This is a genomic window from Nocardia ninae NBRC 108245 (assembly GCF_007990755.1).
GTDB classification, from domain to species: Bacteria; Actinomycetota; Actinomycetes; order Mycobacteriales; family Mycobacteriaceae; genus Nocardia; species Nocardia ninae.
Genome location: NZ_BJXA01000034.1, coordinates 60,538 through 82,072 on the forward strand (window position 1 = coordinate 60,538; position 21,535 = coordinate 82,072).

General features: G+C 66.5%; 18 protein-coding genes. 8 read left to right on the plus strand and 10 right to left on the minus strand.

The window, feature by feature from the left end; genetic code table 11:
* Positions 1–123: 123 nt before the first annotated feature.
* Positions 124–1,173 carry an alpha/beta hydrolase gene (locus tag NN4_RS23650; RefSeq protein WP_147135339.1) on the plus strand — a complete coding sequence of 350 codons (1,050 nt, stop codon included), beginning with the start codon at positions 124–126 and terminating at the stop codon, positions 1,171–1,173.
* A 3-nt stretch (positions 1,174–1,176) separates the two neighbouring features.
* On the opposite strand, the gene NN4_RS23655 is transcribed toward NN4_RS23650, so the two are convergent.
* From NN4_RS23655 to NN4_RS23665, 3 genes are all read right to left on the minus strand, one after another.
* Positions 1,177–2,625 (minus strand): serine/threonine-protein kinase, encoded by a 1,449-nt coding sequence (locus NN4_RS23655; protein ID WP_147135343.1) that lies wholly within the window; start codon positions 2,623–2,625, stop codon positions 1,177–1,179.
* 262 nt (positions 2,626–2,887) lie between these two features.
* Positions 2,888–5,113 carry a glycoside hydrolase family 31 protein gene (locus NN4_RS23660; RefSeq protein WP_186818598.1) on the minus strand — a complete coding sequence of 742 codons (2,226 nt, stop codon included), beginning with the start codon at positions 5,111–5,113 and terminating at the stop codon, positions 2,888–2,890.
* 358 nt (positions 5,114–5,471) lie between these two features.
* Entirely contained in the window at positions 5,472–5,885 is a 414-nt protein-coding gene (locus NN4_RS23665) for a VOC family protein (protein WP_147135346.1), read from the minus strand.
* Between the two features lie 137 nt (positions 5,886–6,022).
* Here NN4_RS23665 and NN4_RS23670 point away from each other — a divergent pair, with 137 nt between their 5' ends.
* From NN4_RS23670 to NN4_RS23680, 3 genes are all read left to right on the plus strand, one after another.
* Positions 6,023–6,874, plus strand: coding sequence for a sigma-70 family RNA polymerase sigma factor (locus tag NN4_RS23670; protein ID WP_147135349.1), 852 nt, complete (start codon positions 6,023–6,025; stop codon positions 6,872–6,874).
* Positions 6,871–7,317, plus strand: a complete 447-nt coding sequence (locus NN4_RS23675) for a VOC family protein (RefSeq protein WP_147135352.1) — start codon at positions 6,871–6,873, stop codon at positions 7,315–7,317. The genes NN4_RS23670 and NN4_RS23675 overlap by 4 nt, the downstream gene beginning before the upstream one ends.
* Positions 7,318–7,530: 213 nt before the next feature.
* Positions 7,531–7,755, plus strand: a complete 225-nt coding sequence (locus tag NN4_RS23680; protein WP_147135354.1) for a hypothetical protein — start codon at positions 7,531–7,533, stop codon at positions 7,753–7,755.
* 575 nt (positions 7,756–8,330) lie between these two features.
* Here NN4_RS23680 and NN4_RS23685 read toward each other — a convergent pair.
* Positions 8,331–9,185 carry an ATP-grasp domain-containing protein gene (locus tag NN4_RS23685; protein ID WP_147135357.1) on the minus strand — a complete coding sequence of 285 codons (855 nt, stop codon included), beginning with the start codon at positions 9,183–9,185 and terminating at the stop codon, positions 8,331–8,333.
* A gap of 146 nt (positions 9,186–9,331) precedes the next feature.
* A complete protein-coding gene (locus tag NN4_RS23690) occupies positions 9,332–10,477 on the minus strand; it encodes a lactonase family protein (RefSeq protein ID WP_222595148.1) in 1,146 nt (381 codons plus the stop codon).
* 368 nt (positions 10,478–10,845) lie between these two features.
* Here NN4_RS23690 and NN4_RS23695 point away from each other — a divergent pair, with 368 nt between their 5' ends.
* The 3 genes from NN4_RS23695 to NN4_RS23705 all read left to right on the plus strand — a co-directional run bounded on the left by NN4_RS23695 (position 10,846) and on the right by NN4_RS23705 (position 14,081).
* Complete coding sequence (locus NN4_RS23695) at positions 10,846–11,025, plus strand: hypothetical protein (protein ID WP_135232778.1); 180 nt, start codon at positions 10,846–10,848, stop codon at positions 11,023–11,025.
* 175 nt (positions 11,026–11,200) lie between these two features.
* Positions 11,201–13,093 (plus strand): cutinase family protein, encoded by a 1,893-nt coding sequence (locus NN4_RS23700; protein ID WP_147135360.1) that lies wholly within the window; start codon positions 11,201–11,203, stop codon positions 13,091–13,093.
* Positions 13,094–13,151: 58 nt separating this feature from the next.
* Positions 13,152–14,081, plus strand: a complete 930-nt coding sequence (locus NN4_RS23705) for a carbon-nitrogen hydrolase family protein (protein WP_147135363.1) — start codon at positions 13,152–13,154, stop codon at positions 14,079–14,081.
* Between the two features lie 53 nt (positions 14,082–14,134).
* On the opposite strand, the gene NN4_RS23710 is transcribed toward NN4_RS23705, so the two are convergent.
* Genes NN4_RS23710 through NN4_RS23720 form a run of 3 tightly spaced genes read right to left on the minus strand, consistent with a single transcriptional unit; the run spans position 14,135 to position 17,965 of the window.
* Positions 14,135–16,519 (minus strand): hypothetical protein, encoded by a 2,385-nt coding sequence (locus NN4_RS23710; RefSeq protein WP_371865689.1) that lies wholly within the window; start codon positions 16,517–16,519, stop codon positions 14,135–14,137.
* A complete protein-coding gene (locus NN4_RS23715) occupies positions 16,467–17,171 on the minus strand; it encodes an NUDIX hydrolase (RefSeq protein ID WP_147135369.1) in 705 nt (234 codons plus the stop codon). The genes NN4_RS23710 and NN4_RS23715 overlap by 53 nt, the downstream gene beginning before the upstream one ends.
* Before the next feature lie 29 nt (positions 17,172–17,200).
* Positions 17,201–17,965 carry a DUF1206 domain-containing protein gene (locus NN4_RS23720; protein ID WP_371865690.1) on the minus strand — a complete coding sequence of 255 codons (765 nt, stop codon included), beginning with the start codon at positions 17,963–17,965 and terminating at the stop codon, positions 17,201–17,203.
* Positions 17,966–18,435: 470 nt separating this feature from the next.
* Here NN4_RS23720 and NN4_RS23725 point away from each other — a divergent pair, with 470 nt between their 5' ends.
* On the plus strand, positions 18,436–19,863 hold the full coding sequence (locus tag NN4_RS23725; RefSeq protein WP_147135374.1) for a hypothetical protein: 1,428 nt from the start codon (positions 18,436–18,438) through the stop codon (positions 19,861–19,863).
* 5 nt (positions 19,864–19,868) lie between these two features.
* Here NN4_RS23725 and NN4_RS45130 read toward each other — a convergent pair whose 3' ends face one another.
* Positions 19,869–20,006, minus strand: a complete 138-nt coding sequence (locus NN4_RS45130) for an MFS transporter small subunit (protein ID WP_167768820.1) — start codon at positions 20,004–20,006, stop codon at positions 19,869–19,871.
* Positions 20,003–21,376, minus strand: coding sequence for an L-lactate MFS transporter (locus NN4_RS23730; protein WP_147135377.1), 1,374 nt, complete (start codon positions 21,374–21,376; stop codon positions 20,003–20,005). Before NN4_RS23730 ends, NN4_RS45130 begins: the two co-directional genes overlap by 4 nt.
* Positions 21,377–21,535: the final 159 nt, after the last annotated feature.

Consider the following 21,535-nt stretch of genomic DNA (forward strand, 5'->3'; position numbering starts at 1 on the left):
CGGAGTTCGCGCGCGGACTATCCGCGTGGTTGCTTGACTGGCGGATGAATTTATCCCACAGTGATCTCGCTTGCGCGACTAATTCGGTCGCATTCCCTTTTCTCTGGAAACGAGAGGTGAGAGTTGCGTACCGAACGACTCGTCGGCGGCTGGTCGGCAAGAATAACCCGCACACTGGGAACCGTCTTTCTCGCGGCAACGGTTCTGGCTGGTTTCGCGATCGGCGCAGCACCGATCGCCATGGCGGAGGACGGATTTGCGCCGGGTGATGTACCACTGAGCCGGTACGCCGAACCGGGCCCCTACGAGACCGCGCAAACCACCGCGACGCATAGTTGCGCTTCCTCGCCGTACGGATCGATGATCGACAACACCTGGCGTTTCTGGGGTAATCAATCCGAACTGCAGTGCACCAATATATTCCCGTCGGGAACCGATTCGCCGATCGGTGTCACCTTCTATTACCCGCAGGACATCGCGAACATGGACCGGCTGCCGGTGCTCGTCTACTCGCCGGGCACCGGTCAGGAACCCGGCTATTACGATGCGAGCGCGCGCTTCTGGGCGAGCTACGGATACGTGATCGTGATTCCGTACGACCTGCTCAATTCGACCCCGGAAATGGGTCTCGGCGGCGTGCAGGCGGTGTCGGATGCCAACAAGGATCCGCACAGCCCGATGTTCGGCAAAGTAGATCTGAGTCGCATCATATTCGCTGGACACTCCGGCGGTGGTGGCGCAACCCAACTCAATGCGAGCCTGCCGCTCGACGTGTATCGCATGATCGATCCGGAAGTGCGGATCATCGGCGCGGCGCCCACTGAACCCAGTGCGGTCGCGCTCGGCATTCTGCTCACGGTGCCGACGCTGTATCTCACCGGCTGCAACGACGCGCTGGTGTGGCACTGGTACTACCCGATGTGGACCCAATACCACACTGCCATAACAGTTCCCGCCTACCTCGCGTGTGTCAAGGGCGGCACGCACATCACGCCGATGGACGATCCGGCACACAATCCGTTCGCCCCACTCACCCTGGCATGGATGCAGTATCTCGCCAAGGGCGACCAGGATGCGGCCCGGTATTTCGTCGGCGCCGACTGGTCGTTGCCCGGTGACCCCGGCGTGGAATACGTGATGCGTAACGCCTTGGCCGACCGGCTCCCCGGATAAGGCTTACCGGTGCGTCGAGCCGCCGGCCCGCAACCAGCGGGCCGTCGGCGTGGACAGGGTCAACAGCAGCGTCAGCACCAGCAACACCAATCCCGCGACCATCGACAGCCCGGTGGTGCCGTTCGGGCTGTCGTAGTGGAATCGGACGGGTACCAAACTCGCGAGAAAGCCCGCACTTCCCAAAACCACCATTGCGCGACCGAAACGTTTGCGGGCCAACAGGAGAACCGCGCCGCCGATGAGTAGGAATGCCGCACCCGCGGCCGCGGCACCCCCTGCGGCGTACGGGGCTACGTCGAGGTCCCGATATCGGAGGACCACGCGAATGACGTTTGCCCGCGGATATGCCACGACCCAGGCGGCCCAGCAACCGAACAGGAGCGCGAGTACGCAGGCCGCGAGCGCGGTGCCGCGGCCGCTGGGAGTGCGTCGGTCGGGCTGCGGCGCGCGGGTATGGGCGGCAACCGGTGTCGCTGTCGCCTGGCTCTGACCGTGCGGCGACTGGTCTCGACCGTGCGGCGACGGACTCTTGCCGCGCGGCGACTGACCCTGACCCTGCGTCGATCGACCTTGATCGTGCGGCAACTGGTCTTGACCGTGCGGCGACTGGCTCTGACCATGCTGATTGACCGCGGTCGGCGCCACCCGAACGGGTGCCACGGCGGTACGCGCGGGAGCCGGTCGGCCGTGCCGGGACTCCCACGCCGCCGAGGTGAACTCCCGGCAGCTGCCGAATCGTTCCTCGGGCCGCTTGGCCATTGCCCGGAAGATCACCTCATCCAGCATCGGCGGCGCATCGGGACGAACGGCGCTCAGCCGCGGCACCGGTTTGCTGATGTGCCCGGCGACGACCTGGCCGGGATTGGTCGCCGCGAAGGGCGGATGGCCCGCCAGCAGCGTGAACAGCGTGCAAGCGAGCGAATATTGATCCGAACGGTGATCAACCTTTTCGCCGGAGAGCTGTTCCGGGGAGGCATAGGCGAGCGTGGCATGGAAGGTGCCGCTCGAGGTGAGCTGGGTATTGGAGTCGAGCAGCCGGGCGATGCCGAAATCGGTGAGCACCGCGCGTTCCGCGCGACCGGTGTCCGGTGCGGCCAGCAAGATATTCGCCGGTTTGATGTCCCGGTGCAGCACGCCACGGCTGTGCGCGTAGTCCAGCGCGGCGCCGGTCTCCGCGACGATCCGCATAGCGCGATCGATCGGCACCTCCCGCGGCGTCAACCGGGCGGCGTCGGAGCCGTGGATATATTGCATGGCGATCCACAGGTGCCCGTCGTGCGTGCCCCGATCATGAATGTCGACGATTCCCGGATGATCCAGCCGCGCAACCACATTGGCTTCCTGCTCGAACCGCCGCCGCAGTTCCGGATCGGCGGACACCTCGCGGTTGAGCAGTTTGAGCGCGACCTGCCGCGGTAGCCGAGGGTGCTGCGCCAAATAGACAGTGCCCATCCCCCCCGTCCGAGCACACCCTCGATGAGGTAGTCAGCGAACGACTCGTTCACTCCGAGCTGCTGCACCACGCCTACCCCTACTCCCTTCGAACACGACGATCCGCTGAGGAGTTAACCACCCCCGCCGACAACCCGCACCCAGCCAATTCGCTGCCCACCGCCGCGACGACGGCCGATTCGGTGCCGAATCGGCCGTCGAAGTGGCGCTCCGTGCGCCGTATTCAATGGCAAGCCGCCAGGTCAGCGGCCGCCCGCCGCGGTCACCACAGCGCCACCGACAGACTGTTCGCTGCCGCGACCGGATCGGTTTTGACGTGCACGACGCCGCCGCGATCGTTCGGGTCGAACCACCAACCGTTCGGCGCCCGATCCAGGTCCGCACGGCTGGTCCGCTGCGGCAGCGCACCCGCCGAGGTGTGCGCGGCCTTCGGCGCGGACTTGGTGTGCACCGTGAGTTCGTAGCGACGGTCCGCCGGTTTGCTCGGATACGTTCCCGTGCTGGCGCCGATGGTCACCTCGACGGCGCCCGGCGCGAGCGAGCGCACCGCGAAGTTCTGCGACGCTTGTTCGCCCCGCTGATAACCCCGGGTCACCCCGTCGTCCTCGACCAGCGTGAAGTTGCCCGCGGCCTGCGGGTAGACGTCCAGGTTCAGCACGCTGCGGTCGCGCGTTTTCCACGACTGAGTGCCTTCCGGCCACATCGGCACCACCGCGCCGGCCCGCACGAACAGCGGAAGGGTGTCCAGCGGAGCGTGATAGCCGTTCACCGTGGTCGGCCCGGTCCAGGAGCGGCCGGTCCAGTAGTCGATCCAGGTGCCCTCCGGCAGGTAGATCCCGTCCCGCTTCTCGGCGTCGTTGTACACCGGCGCGACGAGAAAGTCCTTCCCGGAAAGGAATTCGTACCTGGCCTTGTCGCCCCAGGTCTCGGGATCGTTCGGGTACTCCAGTGCGAGCGGCCGGACCTGGCCTACTCCGGTGCGATTCGCCTCCACCGCATAGGAATAGGTGTAGGGCAGCAGTCTTTCCTTGAGCTCCAAGTACTTTCGATTGATCGAGGTGTAGGGCTCGCCGTAGCGCCACGGCTGCTTGTCGTTGGGCGCCCAGCCGTCCATCGACATGATGGTGGGCAGGAACGCTTTCCATTGCAGGTCGCGGGTGTAGGTCTTCGGACTGCCGCCGAAGATGCCGTCGACGTCACCGGTGTTGTAGGCGATGCCGGACATCGTCGAACCCGCGTAGGTGGGGATCTGCCAGCGGATGTAGTCGTAGGAGCCGGCTTGGTCGCCGCTCCAGAGCACCGCACATCGTTGCGCGCCCGCCCAGCTCACCGGGGTCCAGACAAAACCACGGGCATCGCTGTTCTCCTCGATGCCGCGGTGCGCGGTGTCGCAGCCGTCCAGCGCGAACTGGTAGCCGGGGCCGACCCAGGCCACGTCCAGCTTGCGTACCCGCACACCGGCTTTGACCTCCTCGGCCTGATGCGGCAGTCCGTCCTCGGTCCACAGGCCGAGCTGCATGTTGTTCTTGCGCAGCCCCTCGCCGACCTGTTGCAGATTCTCGTAGCCGCAGCCGTAGCCGTCGTTGACCAACATCCAGCCGTTGGGCATCTTGTTGCGCACATACCCCTCGGCAATGGTGACCGCGTCGAGGGTGTGCCGCTCACCGCGGTTGGCGTTGTGCAGGTAGCAATCGGAGTCGCCCATCTCCAGGCCGTAGATCGGCGGCAGGAACGGCCTGCCGACGAGCCCGGTGTAGGCGGAGATCACGCCCTTGGGGCCGTCGCCGACGACGTAGATCGCGTCGAAGCGGCGTTCCTGATGGGTGGTGCGCGCCGGGTCGGTGAAGCTGTAGCTGCCCGGCGCGAAGGTGTTGCGCAGCACGCCGTATCCGTTGCTGGACAGGTAGAACGGTTGCGAGTTGGGCGCGCCGCCGTCGTTCCAGTTGTAGTCGGCGAAGATCTTGATGGTCTGGTCGCGATGGCTGAACCGGCCGTTCTGCTCACCGCCGCCGAAGAATTGTTCGTGCTGACCACGGCCCAGGCTTTGTGTTGTCGCGTCCTTGGTCCAGGACAGCGGCGCGGTCTCGGCCCAGATCTGTTTCGTGTCAGCGCGGTCGTAGAGGGCGAAGCGCAGCGGCGATTTGTAGGCGCGCAGGGTGAGACCGGTGGTGGCGATGGCCCAGTAGTCGCCCTTGTCGGTCCGTTTCGCGGCGGCAGGCGGGACCTTGGTCGGCAGGACGATCTTGTCCTTGGCCGGATCGGTGAACTGTCCGTCGGGCGCCAGCTGTACGCGCACCGCGCCGGGGTTCGGGAAGCTGACCCGGACCGCGGCCGCGCCGGAGCGCAAGGTGGTTGTGGCGCCGTCGTCAGCGATGCCGCTGAGATCGGTGAGCCGACCGGACTCCGGCTCGGCCCAGGAGTTGGGGGTAGCGACGAGACTGCCGGCTACTACCAGCAGTCCCAGAGTGATATGCGTGATTCTGCGCACTTCGGGAACCTTTCACGCGCGAATGAGCATGAGATGCCTTTCATGTATAGCTTGGCGTTCGCTGATTCGGAGCGAAATGCGTTGGGCAGCAAGCAGATTCACCGACAATTCACTTGAACTCGCAACTACATGTGCGGAAAAGCGTTGGGAAGCAACAAAATTAGGCTGCCAAGGGCGCGCTTCGGCCCCGGTGTGGACGATGGCACCGGGGCCGAATATCGGTTACTACTCCGACACGGCTGCGGCCGATCGTGTCGCACGCCGAGGTGTGCGTTGCATGATCAAGTAAAACCACACTCGCGCGGTCATTTCGACTGGCGCACAACTGGGGACGGATGTGGCGCCAGGTCGTAGTGCATCACTCCGCGTAGAGCTGATCCTTTCCTTGGGCGCTGTAGCCGAGGCTCCAGATGTATCCGTCCGGGTCCGCGAACGTGGCGCCGTATCCGCCCCACGGCAGCGCGCCGGCGGGTTTGAGGATGGTGGCCCCTGCCTTCTCGGCCGCCGCGGTGAGCTCGTCCACCCGTGCCTCGCTGCGCACGACATAGGTCAGGACCAGCCCGCTGAAGCCCTCGCCCTCCGGGCTGGTGCCCACCTGCTCGGCCAAGCCGTCACGGCCGTAGAAGCCGACGGGAGTGGCGCCATCGGAGTCGAAGAACACCGAGACGCCGTAGTCGTTCTTGATCTTCCAGCCCAGGCCGTCGGTGTAGAACCGCTTGGCCCGCTCCATATCCCGGACGCTCAGCAGTATCGAGCTCGCGCGCGCTTTCATGGTGCATCTCCATCTTTTCGAGGTGTTCGTGTTGCCGGAACCGGCGTGCCGAAACGCGTGGGCCGAGACCGGATGTCACATCAGCGGCCCTTTGCCGGTCAATGGGTATGACAGGCCGAGACGAAGGAATGTGACAGATGGACGAGCAGGACTGGCTGAGCGAGCGGTTCGCCGAGCAGCGAAGCCACTTGCATGCGGTGGCGTATCGGATGCTCGGGTCGCCCGGTGCGGCCGAGGACGCGGTGCAGGAAGCGTGGCTGCGGGTCAGCCGCGCCGACACCGGGCCGGTGGAGAACCTGGCCGGTTGGCTGACCACGATCGTGGCCCGGGTCTGCCTGAACATGCTCGAGGCCCGCCGCGCCCGGCGGGAGGACTCGGCCGGCGCGCTGCCCCCGGAGCCGGATGGGCTGCGCACGGCCTCCCCCGAAGACGAAGCGTTGCTTGCTGATTCGGTCGGTGTCGCGTTGCTGGTGGTGCTGGACACGCTGACGCCCGCCGAACGACTCGCCTTCGTCCTGCACGACGTCTTCGGCGTCTCGTTCGCCGAGATCGGCACCATCCTCGGCCGATCTTCGGCCGCGACTCGGCAACTTGCCAGCCGGGCTCGACGCCGGGTGCAGGGCGCGGCGAGCGCCACCGACGCCGCCCGATCGGCGAAGCGGGAGATCGTCGAAGCCTTCCTGGCCGCCTCCCGCGGCGGCGACTTCGACGCCCTGCTGGAGCTGCTCGATCCGAATGCGGTTGCGCTCGAGATCCACGGCGCGCAGGCGGTGGCGGCGTTCTTCGCCGGGCGCGCCCAGGCGGCCCGGCTCGCGTTGGTCGACGGTGTGCCCGCGGCCGTCTGGTGGCATCGCGGGCGGGCGAAGGCCGTCATCATGTTCACCATCAGCGCCGGGAAGATCACCGCCATCACCGTCGACACCGAGCAGCATCGGCTGCGCGACCTCGACATCGTCCTGCTGCCCGCCGACAACCAGGAACGGCGATGAGTGGCTCTGCCCAGAAGGCTTGGGGCGTAACCGGATTCGAGGCTTGCACGCTCGCCGTCCATGATCTGGACGAAGCGCTCGGCTTCTATTGCGGGGTGCTCGGCTTCGCACTACACGACGACATCGAAGCTCGGCACGCACAGTCCGCGAGCGTAAGCCCGCCGTCGCAGCCGACCATGCGGATCATCCTGCAGGCACCCGGTACAGACCCGCATATCGCACCAGCCGACCGGCAGACAATCGGGGACCTGATGACCAAAGGTGTACTCGGCCAGCGTCTCGCCTTCACGATCGACAGCTGTGCCGCCACCTTCGAGTACCTGGAAGCCGCCGGTGCCGAAGTGGTCCAAGAGCCCATGAACAAGCCCGACGGCACCCGCGACTGCGCCTTCTTCGACCCCTCGGGAAATCTCCTGCGATTCACCCAGCCGCGCAGGAAATGACGTGGGTACTCCGTCGCGGCAAGCAAACCGATCGGCAATCCCGGACGTTCGTCGCCGCGATCAGCGCCAGGGGCGTATGTCGGTCCCATCCAGTGGTGCACCGGCAACGAATCACTCGCATTCGTCAGAAGATCCAACAAGACTTATCTGCCCGTCGTATTCGGCACGCCGGAAGACCCGACCGATCCGTTTGCTGCTGCACGTGAGAAGGTCTTGGGCGCCGAGGAGTTCACCGATGAAGCCCGGCGGCAACTGTGCGACAAGGACACTCGGAAGGCGTACTTCGACGAGTTGGTCCGTCAGATCAACAAGGACGGAACCAGTCCGGCGCCCACACTGCGGGATCCAGATCTCAGTGCCGAGGAAAGGGAGGCGGCTCTGAAGACCATCTATCAAAAACGGCCAGTCGGTGACATGGACCTGGGCCGTCACCTGTAGGTACGCCTCGAGGGATGTGTCCGATCCAACGTCCCGGCAGTCTCGAATACATGGTTGTCATGTGGGCCGGGCTGGCTGGTCCGTCGATACCCTTCAGGAGTTGCTATGCACCTTGCTCGTTCCCGAGTACTCGCTCTTCTTGCCGCATCGGCCTGCGTCACGGTCGGCGTGATCAGCGCTGCGCCCACGGCTTTTGCTGCCGATAAAGGATACAAATGCACCCTGGTGGACGGGACCGGAACTGCAGTGCAAAACGTATTCGGATACAACTGTGAGCCGCTCGGAGGAGCGCCCGAGGCCGGTCGAACAGAGCAAGGGAGTCTCGAGACCGAAGAGACTTCGTCGGGCGACTCCAAGGAAGTGGTAAAGGACGGATTGTTGGTGCAAAGCACGTTGACCGGGGAATCTTTTCACTGTGTGAAGACAGCTGCCGACTCGTCGTACATCTTCGGTACGGACTGCCAACTTAGTAAACAAGCGTCTTGATCACGCAACTTCGCAAAGTCAGTCCTAGCTGAACCGGTCGCGGCAGCGAAGGTGCCGCGCCGGACGGCTGGAGTATGCGCGTGCTCTTGTCAGCCGCTGAAACCACTGCGGAGGAGGGGGATCATTGTTGTCGGGGGGATATTCTTCGGACGGTCGCTGACCTGCCCGTCGCCGAGTTCGATCAAGCGCAGAACTCCGTCTGCTCGCAGCGCGAAGTCAGCTGTGATGAACGGCAGACGAAGGTTTGCGATCGGTTGTCCGATGTCCGTGAGGTCGATGTCGGTGGCGGGCAGATCTTCCGGGGTGTCGGGGTGGGGGCCGATCAATGTGCAGTGGCCGTCGACCCACCAGGTGCGTACTTCGGCCGACGCGAAGGATTCGAAACGGCGGAGGACGAATCCGCCGGTCATGTCCGCATCGCGCAATTCCCGGAATCTGACTGCCACGCGCCAGGCGGCGTCCGCGTCGTCCAACTCGGGGATGAACGCGGCCTCGTGCCAGTAGTGCTTCATGGACTTGGTGTAGTCGCGCAGCACTGCGGGGCCAGAACCGAGTTGGTGACGTGCACGGTCGAACGCCGCGCGATCGTCGCCCATGGTCCATGCCGACCGCGGCGTCAGTTCGGCCACCGAGGAATACCAGCCGGGCAGCTCATGGGCCCGGCGGTACTGCTCGGGACTGGTCCGCAAGGTGACGTCGCGCTGTCGCAGGGCCGCGGCGAAGGCGGCGTAATTCTCGGTGCGCAGCATCCAGCCGCGGTAGTACGCCATACCGCTCGTTCGTACTGCGCGAACCGCCTGCTCGGCGCCGTCCGGTCTGGTCAACGCGTCGTGATCGACCAGCGCGACATCCATTCCGGCCGCGCGGGCCGCGTCTGCCTCGGCGGCGAAATGCTCATCGACCCGACGCGGGCGCAGCACATCGGCGGGAACGAGCAGAATCATGCATGCATCGTGACGCCTGAATCGGGCCGTCTACAAGTTGTTTTCGCTCGCTGAAGACCGTGGTCGGCGGCGCGAGGCAAGACCTGTCGTCACAACGGATCGGCCCGTAATGGCAGCTGCCGCTTACTCCGGCGCGACAGGGCGGGCTATTCGAAAAGTACGCAGGTGGCGGCGGGGGCTTCTAGGGAGGCTGATGGGGCGGCGGGGAGGCCGGTGTTGCGGTGGAGGTCCAGCAAGGTCACCGAGTTCGACTTCTGGTTGGAGGCGTACAGTCGCCGGCCGTCGGGGCTGAGGGTGAGGTCGCGGGGGAACTTTCCGCCGCAGGGGGTGGTGCCCATCGGGACGAGCAGGCCGCCGAGGATGGCGAAGGTGGCGATGTTGTCGTGGCCGCGGTTGGCGAGGTAGAGGAAGCGGCCGTCCTTGGCGACTACGGGGGCGGACGGGTAGTTTCGGTCGCCGCCGCGATCGAGATCCGCGGGCACTGAGAGCCCGGCTCGCAACTCGCCGCGGTCGGACCGCCAATCGAGCACGGTGACAGTGGAATTCAGTTCGTTGGCGAGGAAGGCGGTGCGACCGTTGGGATGGAAGCAGAGGTGGCGGGGTCCGCTGCCCGGTGTCATGGTGACCTGCACGTGCCGGTGCAGTTTGCCTGCGGCGAGACGGTAGACGTAGACCGAGTCGACGCCCAGGTCCACCGCGAGTACCCAGCGGCCGGAGGGGTCGATCGAAACCTGGTGGGCGTGCGGTGCGGACTGCCGATCCGGATCCGGTCCGGTGCCGGTGTGTTGGACGACGTCGGTCACCGTGCCGAGGCGTCCGTCCGCTGCGACGGCGAGCACGCTGACGCTGCCCGATCCGTAGTTCGCGGTCAGTACGTGCCGTCCGTCCGGGGTGACGCACAGGTGGGTCGGCCCTTCGCCCTGCACCGCAACGGTATTCAACACGGTCGGCCGCGGCGAGCGCAGGTCGATCGCGGTGGCCGCACCGGCACCCGAGCCCTCGTTCACGGCGTACAGGTAACGCCGGTCCGGTGACAGCGCCAGGAATGATGGATCAGCCACCGGGACAACGCTTTCCATGGTCAATCGGCCGGTGCCGGGATCCGCCGTGGCGACGCCGACGCCGGAACCCCCTGCGCCACTGGAGGTATAGCAGCCCACGAATGCGCGTGTCCCGCTCGCCGCACCCGCCATCGCGGGCTGGATCGCCCCGGTCGTCACCGCCACGCCGACGCCCACCGCGCCACCGAGCAGGCCGAGCAAACGCCGCCGTTCGAACTCACCATTGCGCACCGTTTTCTCCTTCCGTGCCGCGGCAGATCCCGCGTCGGGCCAGAATGTCCCACGTCACTTCAGTCCGCAAGTGGCGCAACTGATATTGCGCTGTTCGCAACCCGACCTCCGGTGCGTTGCAACCTGTGCGCGGCAATCACGTAAAGACCTGCCCCCAGCTCCCCAGTCACAGTGGGGAGACCAGAGAACCTGCCGGTCTGCCACCGACATTCGCTGGAATAGGCCACTGCGGCACAACTTCCCCAGTTGAGCAGCTGGACGCGGCGGCGATCCCAGTGGAATCTGGTTGCTGCCAACATCAATAATCACGGGACCTGAGCTCAGGTGCTGTTCGGTGCAATACCGTTACAAGACAGGCGGTTTGAGACATGTCGACTCTCGTCAGCGTTATGGATACCGTTAACTTCATTGCCGCCGGCTCCGGGTCAAGTGAGGGCTCGGAATCGCTCAGCGGCGGCGGATCCTCGACCGGGTCACTCGGCACCGGACTGGATTTGCTCAAAGTGAGCCTCAAACTGCTCAGCTTGCTTGTCGGTAATTTGTCCTGACACGGATTTGCGTATTCAGCGCGGCGCCACGGGTCGCCGCGCTGAATACGCGTAACCGCTCCCTCGACAAATTCGCGATACCTCCTCGCCTGATTCCCCAGTTGTTCTCAGGTCGAGTCGGCCGACTCTGACGTTCGGCGATGAGCGACCCACCGAGCTCGGTAGTGAGGTTCACATGTCTGTCCTGCCTTTGTCCCATCGTTATGTGGTGGCAGTGCTGGTGGCCATGGGAGTGGCCGTCGCGCCCGTTACCGTCGCCGCCCCGGCCCTCGCGCGGTCCGCGCAGGCCGACTGCGCGCAGACCTTCAATCTGTTCATCCCCGGCACCTGGGAGACCAACGAAAAGGCCGACCCCGCAAAGCCGATCGGCATGCTCCGCCCGATCGCCGAGGCGATCCAACACCGGCAGGGCCCCAGCTCCGACATCTACTTCACGCCCTACATGGCGCGCGCCTTCGACAATGGTTACACCTACGCGGACAGCAAGAACACCGCTTTGGTCAACGCCCGCAAGGCGCTGCGCGACTACGGAAACCGTTGTCCAGAGGCGAAATTCACGATCACCGGCTATAGCCAGGGCGCGGACGCCGCGGGTGATGTCGCCTCCGAGATCGGCAACGATCGCGGCCCCGTGCCACCCGATCGAGTGCTGGCCGTCGGGCTCATCGCCGATCCGGCTTCGGGTACCAAGGGCGAAACCGTCATCGGCCCGCACACCGCGGGCTCGGGTATCGCCGATCCGCGCCCGCAGGGCATGGGCAAGCTCACCGGGCGGGTCAGCTCGATCTGCGACCCCGGCGACCTGTACTGCTCGATCAAGAAGAGCGACAACCCGCTGCTCGCGCGGCTCGGCTCGCTGCTGAGTAAGGCGGCCAGCAACTCCGGATTCGCGAAAACCTTGGCGGTGAAGGACACCAAGGTAGACCTGTCCGGACTGGCCACCGCGGTCGACGAGCTGACCGCCAGCCGTCACGCTCCCGGCGGCCTCGACCTGACGCATGTCCGCGACACCACCGCCAAGTTGACCGACACCATCGAAACGCTCGCCGGCCTGCAAGACTCCGGGACCGCTGAGCGGCTGGCCGCCGCCCCCGCCGGAACGGCCGAGCACAACGCGAGCCGGGTGCTGAGCAAGGCGGGGGAGGCCGATCTGGCCGGTGCCGCGTCGGCGGTGAACACGATCACCGACAGTGCGACTGCCTTGCTGAACAGGGGTATTCGCACAGTCCCTGCGGACTCACCCGATGCCACCGCACTGACGATCAAGGTCGACGCACTCATCGACCTGGTGGGACCGCTGGCCGAGATACCGGCGGCCATCCTCGGATCGGCCACGAAGATCCTGGCGATGCTGAAACCCACCGTGCTGGTCGATCAGACCCTCGATGTCGTCGCCAACGTCACGGCCCTCGACTTCGGCGCGATCCTCGACAATTTCGCGTTGCTGTCGCAGAAGGTGGCGGCGATGGACGCCAAGGGCGCCCACCAGGTCGCCGGTGCGCTGAACAACCAGTTCCGGCCGCTGGTCGAACTCGTCGCGAGCGCCGACCTGAAAGCCGTCGCGCAGGTGCTCTCCACGATCCCGAACTCGCAGGGCTACACCCAGATCGCGACGTCGATGACCGCGATCCTGTCCAAGGCCGACGTGCTGCGGCTGGCCACCCTGGTCGGCCAGATCCAGGAGATCGCGTGGTCGGTGCTGGAGAAGCTGGTCCCGCCACCCGGGCAGGCCCCCGACCCGGCGGGTGCGGCGGCCGTGCTGTCCGGCCTGCTGCCGGTCGGCCTCGAGCTGGCCTCGGTCGCTACCGGACTGCTCGCCGAAACCAATACCAGCGACAACACTCAGCGCCTCGACCTCGAGGAGCTGACCGGGGCCCTCGCCAAGACCGCGCCGGCCAAGGGTGGCATCAGCCTCCTCGCGATGCTGCGCGACGGCCTCAGTGCCGCAAGCTTTTTCGCCTCGAGCGCGCACATCAACTACGGTGCCCTCATCGTCGACGACACGGGTCGCAACGCCATCCAGTGGCTCGGGGACTGGATGAACACCCAGATCGGACACGCCAACTGAACCACCGGGTGCGAAGGCAAAGCCCTTGCGTATCGGGCAGTTTCGCTAGCATCGTGCCATGCGGATCGCTGCGGCCCAGGCCCGGCCTGCCTGGCTCGACCCCACGGCAGGCACGAAGATCGTCGTCGACTATCTGACCCAGGCCGCGGCGGCCGGGGTGCAGCTCGTCGCCTTCCCGGAGACTTTCCTGTCCGGCTACCCGATCTGGCTGGCGCGCACGGGCGGGGCACGCTTCGACAACCCGGCCCAAAAGGCCGCCTACGCCTACTATTTGGACGCGGCGGTCACCCTGGATGGCACGCACCTCGCCACTGTGCGCGAGGCGGTCGCCGACCTCGGCGTGTTCTGCTACCTCGGCATCACCGAGCGCGTCCGCGGCACGGTGTACTGCACGCTGGTCGCCATCGACCCGGCCCGCGGCGTGGTCGGCGCGCATCGCAAGCTGATGCCGACCCACGAGGAGCGGATGGTCTGGGGGATCGGCGACGGACACGGGTTGCGCGCGCACGACGTCGGCGAGTTCCGGGTCAGCGGCCTGTCCTGCTGGGAGAACTGGATGCCGCAGGCCAGGCACGCGCTGTATGCCGACGGCACGACCCTGCACATCTCCACCTGGCCGGGCGCGGTCCGCAACACCGAGGACATCACCCGATTCATCGCCAAGGAGGGCCGGGTGTACTCCCTGGCCGTCGGCGCCGTCCTCGACTACACCGATGTGCCGTCGGACTTCCCGCTGCGCGATGAGCTGCTCGCACTGGACGCGCCCGCGGGGTACGACGGCGGCTCCGCCCTGGCCGGGCCGGACGGCCGCTGGCTGATCGAGCCGATAGCCGGCGACGAACGTCTCGTCGTCGCCGACATCGATCCGGCCGCGGTCGCGCGGGAACGCCAGAACTTCGACCCCACCGGCCATTACGCCCGGCCCGACGTGTTCACGGTGAGCGTGGACCGTCGGCGCCGGAACGCGGCGACCTTCCTGGACGACTAGGCCCGGTGTCGAAGTCCCCTCCGTCCGAACTTCGACACCGGCAACCCGGCGGGTCAGACGCTGGACGTCAAGGACGGGGTCGCTTCCCGGCGGTCCTCCGGATCCGGCCCGGCTGATTCTTCCGTCGGCTGCTCGTCCTCGGCGGGGATTTGCGAGCCCTGCCTGCGCTGCCGCAGAAATACCCATTGCAACACGGCGATTCCGGCAAGACCGGCAACAGCAGTGCCGATGCCGATCTGCCAGCCCGGCGGACGCCAGGTAGCCCGCAGGTCGGCGCGGTCGGTGCCTGCCGGGATGTCGACGGCGAGGAAGGTGTTTGCCACCGTGGTCGACGGTATTTCGTTGCCGTTCAGGGTGATCCGGTAACCGGGCCAGGCGAGCCGGGAGAACACGATGCGGCCGCCGTTCGGTGCGGTGACTTCGGCATCGATCGTGACCGAGTTACCTGAGGTGGACGTGGCACTGACATTCGCGGTATCGGCGATCGCCCCGTTGGAGGTGGAGATCAGCCCGTTCTCCCGTTCCAGCACCCAGATGTAGCGTTCGTGGCCCGGGTAGGTCACCCACTTCCAGCCGGGCGGCGCCGGATGGTTGCCCGCGTCGGGATACTGCGCTGTGTGCAGCACGACCCGGTCGACCTTCATCAGGTCGACAATCGTGCGCCCCGTGGATGGTTCGGCGGCAAAGGCGCGGCGGAACGCATCGGTGCAGGTGCTGCCGTCCCAGGCCATGCACAGCATGCCCGCGAACGGGTAGTGGCCGATGGGGGTGTAGCCGTTGACGTACTGCAACCCCAGATTCTTGGCGTAGTTGCCGATGGCGAGTGACCCGTAGGCGCCTTCGAGGGTCTTGTCGTGCGGCGCCAGGATCGCCCGGTCCGCGAGTTGCAGTGTGACACCGGCGAAATCGGGGAAGACCGCGGTCATCTCCGACCGCCGTTCCGGGAAGTCGTAGGACATCGGCGTCGGCGGCGCGGCCTGTACCTGGGCGAAGGCGATCGGGAACATGGTGACGACGATCAGCGCGCACGCCGCCGCCGTGCCCTTGGTCCGGGCCAGCCACACCACCACGGCACCGATCGCGGCGACCACCGCCACCGCGACGAGATGGCGCACCACGATCTGCGGGGCCGCGGAGAACGACCGCAGGAACAGTACGCCGATCAACACGCCCGCGGCGATGGCCCGCCTGCGCAGCGACGTGAAAGTGCCGTAGCGGCTGAGCAATACGCACACCAGCACGAGCAGCGCCATGGCGAGGATGGGCAGCACGCGGGCCGGCCAGCGCAGCGGGCCGATCGCGCCCGGCCCCGCGGTCCACATCAGCACCGCCGCCGCGAACAGCGCGATACTGCTGAACTCCCGGACCGACTTGCGGGCCGCCTGCCAGCCGACGAAGGCCAGCGCCGGAATCAGGAACCAGGCGATGTAGACCATCGGCAACGGCTGGACATGCCCCCACCAGGCGGTGAACGCGGGCGTCGTGCTGGGCAGGCTGGCGTTGAGCGACTCCGACCACGGCACCGTCAGGAACGGATCGTTGTGGATCTTCGCGTTGCCGCGCCAGGTCACCTGCGAGGAGAGGATGCCGGGCAGGTTGGCGACCATGGCCGCGAGTGCGGCGCAGCTCGCCGCCGCGAGTAGTCGCGCCGAGGGCTGCCAGCGCCGCTGATAGATGAACTCACCGACGGCGACACAGGCCACCATCAAGGCGGATTCGACCGCGGGGAAGGCGTATTGGACCGTGAGCGCCAGGTACAGGAAGACGAACACCGAGATCGGGCTGCCGCGCCCGCGGGTGTAGCGCACCGAGGACGCCCAGGCGTGCACCAGCCACGCCGTGGCGGTGTGCGAGGTCCACCAGCTGGCTTCGTCGAAGAACAGGAACCAACCGCTCAACGGGAACGCTATGCCCGCGACCGCCGCCCACGGTGCGCGCGCACCGTAGGCCAGGCAGACCCGGTACACCCCGAGCGCGGCGATGATCGAGCAGACGAGCTTCACCACCGTGGCGTACACCGCAAGGTTGTCCATCGACGGCGCGAGCAGATGGACCAGCAGCTGGGGTGGGTTGTAGAGTCCAGCCTCTTCCAGCGCGTAGTTACCTGCCATCCACTCGTAAGGCACCAGGGCGGAGAATTGACCGTCGCGCAGCCGGTTGCCGAGCATCACCCACATCGGGGCGTATTGGGCTTCGGTGTCGTCGGTGTAATAGTGCCGGGCGTCCGCAAGCAGGACCGCCACATATCCGGCGATCACCCCCGCCGCGGTAATCAACCCCCACTTGGGTACATCTGTTCGCGATGCAATCACCGCACTAGGCCTCACGAGCGCGGGACCATATGCCAATGGAGTGAACAGAGCAAGTCTGCCGGTCGCGGCGTGCTCATTGCTGGGTCCAGTCCGGCTGGGTGAAGTGTGCGACCCGGGCGCCCGCATGGTCGCGGCCGAGCAGCACGACCTCGCGGAACTGCCACAGCATCGCGCCCGTCGGGGCGTGGATGGTCATGCCGTCGCCGAGCCGCATCTGTAGCAGGCCAACGTCTTCGGGGACGGCAGGCGCGGTCCGGCCGCGGAGTTCGGGCTGCGGCACCGCCTCGTGCGGGGCAACCCAGTGCGGTACATCGTCGGCGGCCAGCCGCGCGAGCGGAACCAGGTGCGCGGAGTGCACTTCGTCGGGGCTCGGCTTCAGCTCGGCGGCCCCGGGTAGCGCCGCGACGAACGGGGTGATCACGAAGCCCGAGGCCGCGGGAAAGTCGTCGAGTCGGCCGACCAGATCGGCCGGGGCGGCGGTCAAGCCGAGTTCCTCGTGTAGCTCACGCAATACAGCTTGCTCGGCGGTCTCGCCCGCGTCCAGCCGACCCCCGGGTAACCCCCATTGCCCGGCATTGCGGCCACGGTAGGCGCGGCGGATGACGACCACCGCCGGGGAGCCGTCGTCCTGCGCGACGACGCACAGCAGCACTGCGGCCCGGCGGATACCCGGTGTGTGGGGAACTTCGGTGGGCGGAAAGTCGCGCAGCCTGGTGTGCGCGAGAGCGCGGAAGTCGGCCACGGTCTCGGGAACCGGCGGTCCGGTGGTGGGGCCCATGGCCTCGATCTTGCCCCACCACCCGACGGCTACATCTTGGCGTAGCGGGCCATGACGAAGCTGTAGAGGCCGTAGGTGATGATGCCGAGGCCGGCCACGATCAGCAGAATCACGCCATAGGGTTGTGCGCCAAGGGTTTTCAGTGCACCGTCGAGTCCGGCGGCCTTGTCCGGCTCGGACCGGGTCGGGGCGAGGATCACCAGTACCCCGATGGCGCCGACCGCGAGGCCCTTCGCGACATATCCGGCCATACCGAGCTTGCGCACCAGTTCGCTGGTGTTGCCCTTCAAGTCTTTCAGGAATTTCTGGCTGATCCCCTTGTAGAGGTGGTATCCGCCGACGCCGATGATGATCAGCCCGGCGACGACCAGCGCGACCGTCCCCGCGGTGCTTTGCATCAACCGCGCCGTGATCCCGGCACTCTCCTGGCCGCTCGACTTGCCTGCGCCACGAGCGAATCCGAACGCCGAGAACGCGAACGACGCGTAGATCACTGCCAAGGCGAAGGCTTTGACCCGGCGGAACGCTTCGGACTTCTTGCTGTCCTTATCGGGTTTCGATGCGCTGCCGAAGACCGTCTCGGCCAGTCGCCACAAGGCCATCAGCACAAACGCGACAACCGCCACCCACATGACGAAAACGCCACCCGGCTTGCTGACCAATTCGGCCATGGCGCCGGAGTGATCGGCATTGCCGCCCCGCCCGCCCAGCGCGATGCGGATGGCGATATAGCCGATAATCAGGTGCACGATGCCCGTCATCACGAAACCCGCGCGAGCAAACCGCTCGAACATCGGGTGCTGCGCGATCCGGCTGGCGTTGGTGGACGAAGTCCCCGACCATGCCCCTCCACCGCGGGTCTTGTCCGTACCAGCTGACAACCCACTCATCAGATTCCCTCATCTCCGTCGAACCGAACGTCGGGCAGATACCCGGCGACGGCGTCTCGAAACAATCGCGTGGGCGGCGGATAGGAACCGCGTCGATGATTCGGAGCGGTTGGGGCAGTGGAATTAACGGGTTTTTGATGTCGCGGTAATCGTCGACACCCGCGCTCGGTGGTTACTCTTACGTAGGCGAAGGAATGCTTGCCTTCGCCGGGAGCTCGGCTCTCCAATCCGGCGGAGTGACAATCCGTGTCGGATGCGTATCCATTCGGCGCACTCGCGCCGAATCCGCATTGTGGGCATATCGCCCGAAATTCGCTATATCGGCGACGGCGGCGACCTCTATCGATCGCGCGGCTTGTCGCACAGGAGCGTTCATGGCAACAATCACTCGCGGCTTCCGGGCAGATCGGGACCAGACCGATCGACACCGTGCACGCCCGTCGACAAGCCCGGTGTATGTCAATCTCACCGACAAGGCCTTCCTGCGGTTGCACCACGGCTACGGCCTGCCGGTGGTGACGCAAACGCTGACCATTCTGGGTCGCCGTCCCGGCCTCGAGGAACTGAACTCGATGCACGCACTATTGCAGGCCGGGCCGCTGGCGCGGCGGGTACATCGCTCGGCGGTGCCGTTCGCGCGTGCCCGCTGGGTGCCTGCCGACACCGCGCTGCCGCTCGCGGTGGACCCCGGCCCGATCGCCGAGACCGACGCGTTGACCTGGGCCAATGATCAGGCCCAGTATCCACTCGCACCCGACGCCGGCTTCGGTTGGCGACTGTCGGCCGTGCCGACCACCTCGGGCGGCATGATCGTCTGCCTGACCAAGTCGCATGCCGTCGCGGACGGTCACGCGGGACTGATGGCCGAGGCCGGGCTGGTCGATCCGGAGCTCGCCACCCAGGATGGCCTCGCCGCCGAGGTAGGTCTGTGGCGCGAACTCGCCGACGGGGCTCATCGCAGCATCGACGTTGCGCGCCAGGCGGTTACGGAGCTGCGGCGGGCCGCGCACGATCCGGGGCACCGTGCGGCCTTGCGCGCCGCACTGTTCTCCCGTGCGCCGGAGCCCGAACCGGACCCCCGCGGGTGGCGGGAACAGTCGGTGGTGCTCACTTTCGATGCGGCGCAATGGAAATCGGCGGCCGAACGCGACGGCGGCACGACCAACACGCTGTACTGCGCGCTGACCGCCGACCTGCTCCGGCGCTGCCCGCTGATCGACAATATTCCACCGGTCCTGACCCCCGCCGTGCGGATTCTGCGGGAGACCGATCAATTGGATTCGAATTCCTTCACCAGGGTGCCGATCGTGGTGCAGCGGGAATGGCTGGACAGCCACGACCTGACGACCCTGCGCGCGGTGAGCAAGGCGGCGTTCGCGGCCGTGGCGACGGTCGGTTCCGGGGTGCTGTCGCAGCCGCGTCGGATGCCGCCCGATCTGCTCGACGTGCTGCCGGACGGCGTGGTGCACCGGCTGTTGGAAACGGTGCCGATCACCGTCGGAATGTGCTCCAACATGGGAGTTCTTGATGATTTCGTCGCGCCGCAGCTCGCCGAGTTCGCGCCGTCGCTGCACATGAAGCGGGCTGTGGTGCAGGGCATCGACGTGCCGCGCACCGAGCGACAGCCGGTTGCGCTGGCGACCTGGCTTTCCGAATCCGGCGGCACCATGCACTGGGCATTGGAAGCGCTGAAGCCTGAGATGGCGCACACCGCAGCGGAATTGGCCGACCTGGCGAAGAAGGTCGCCAGGTCGTGGGGCTTGCACCCGACCCAGATCTACACCGGTGACACGAACCCCTGATCGCGCTACTGGAACAGCTTGAGCAGGTTGACGATCAGGCGGTAGACGCCGTAGCCGAAGGGCGCGGCGACCCACAGCCAGGCGAAGACCAGCAGCGGAATGCGTCGCGGCGCGGCGGTTTCGGCGGTGCCGGGTTCGGTCATGCCGGGCTCCCCTCGGTGCGGACGTCCGGTGCGGTGGCGGGCCGGTGATGTTTCGCGGCGACCGGGCGAATCAGTTCGTTGGCGACGAAGCCGGCGCAGAGCAGTGTGATCATGACGGCAAACGAGGCGCCGTACAGATCCGGCCCGGACTTTCCGTGCCCCGCACCGGAATCCGCGATGGCATTGACGATCAACGGCCCGGCCACACCGGCCACCGACCATGCTGTCAGCAGCCGGCCATGGATCGCGCCGACCTGGTATGTCCCGAACAGATCCTTGAGATACGCCGGGATGGTGGCGAATCCGCCGCCGTAGAAGGACAGGATCACCATCGCGCCGAGAATGAACAGCGCCTTGTTGGTCTGCCCGACCGACCACACCACCGCATAGGCGAGCGCACCGACACCCAGGTAGACCCGGTAGACGTTCTTGCGCCCGATCACGTCCGACAGCGACGACCAGCCGATCCGCCCCGCCATATTGGCCGCGGACAGCACCGCGACGAAGCCCGCGGCGGCGACCGCCGTCACCGGGGTCGCGGTCTGTGCGAAGAAGTCGATCACCATCGGCGCCGCCTTCTCCAGGATGCCGATGCCCGCGGTGACGTTGCAGCACAACACGATCCACAGCAGCCAGAATTGCGGCGTGCGGATTGCGTCGTTGGCCGCGACGTCGTGCAGGCTGATCAGCTTGGCCGGTTTCTCCTGTGGCACCCAGCCGGCCGGACGCCACCCCGTCGGCGGCACCCGCACGAGCAGCACGCCCACCGACATGAACACGGCATAGGTCAGGCCCATCACCAGAAAGGTCTCGGCGATGCCGACGTTGTCTCGGCCGAAGGTGGTGAGCAGCTGGGTCGTCCACGGTGACGCGATCAGCGCGCCGCCGCCGAAGCCCATGATCGCGAAGCCGGTAGCCATGCCTGGTCGATCGGGAAACCAGCGGATCAGCGTGGAGACGGGGGAGATGTAGCCGATGCCGAGCCCGATCCCACCGACGAACCCGTAGCCGAAGACGATGAGCCAGTAGGCATTAGCGAACGCGCCGAGGGCGGAGATGAGCAGGCCGGAACAGAAACAGAGCAGCGAGACGGTCATCGCCCAGCGCGGGCCCCGGCGTTCGACGAGGGTGCCGCCGAAGGCTGCGGACAGTCCGAGCATGACGATGGCGATCTGGAAGGGCAGCGCGCTGCCGGTCCCCGAGATGTGCATCGACTTTTCCAGCGGCGGCTTGAATACGCTCCACGCGTAGGCCTGTCCGATGGCGAGGTGAATGGACAGCGCGGCGGGCGGAACCAGCCAGCGGCTCCACCCCGGTGGCGCGACGACGCGGGAATATCCGGTGGTACCGGCGGCGGCAACTGCGGTCATGCGGCGATCTCCACTCTCACTGTGTGGCGATCATAGGACCGGGACTGCCGTGCGATGACGGTTCTGTGACAATAACTTTCACTCGCCGCCGCTGGGTTGCCATCGATGCGTCGAACCTCGGGCGCTACCTGCGGCAACCGTGCCCGCACCGCCTTGCCT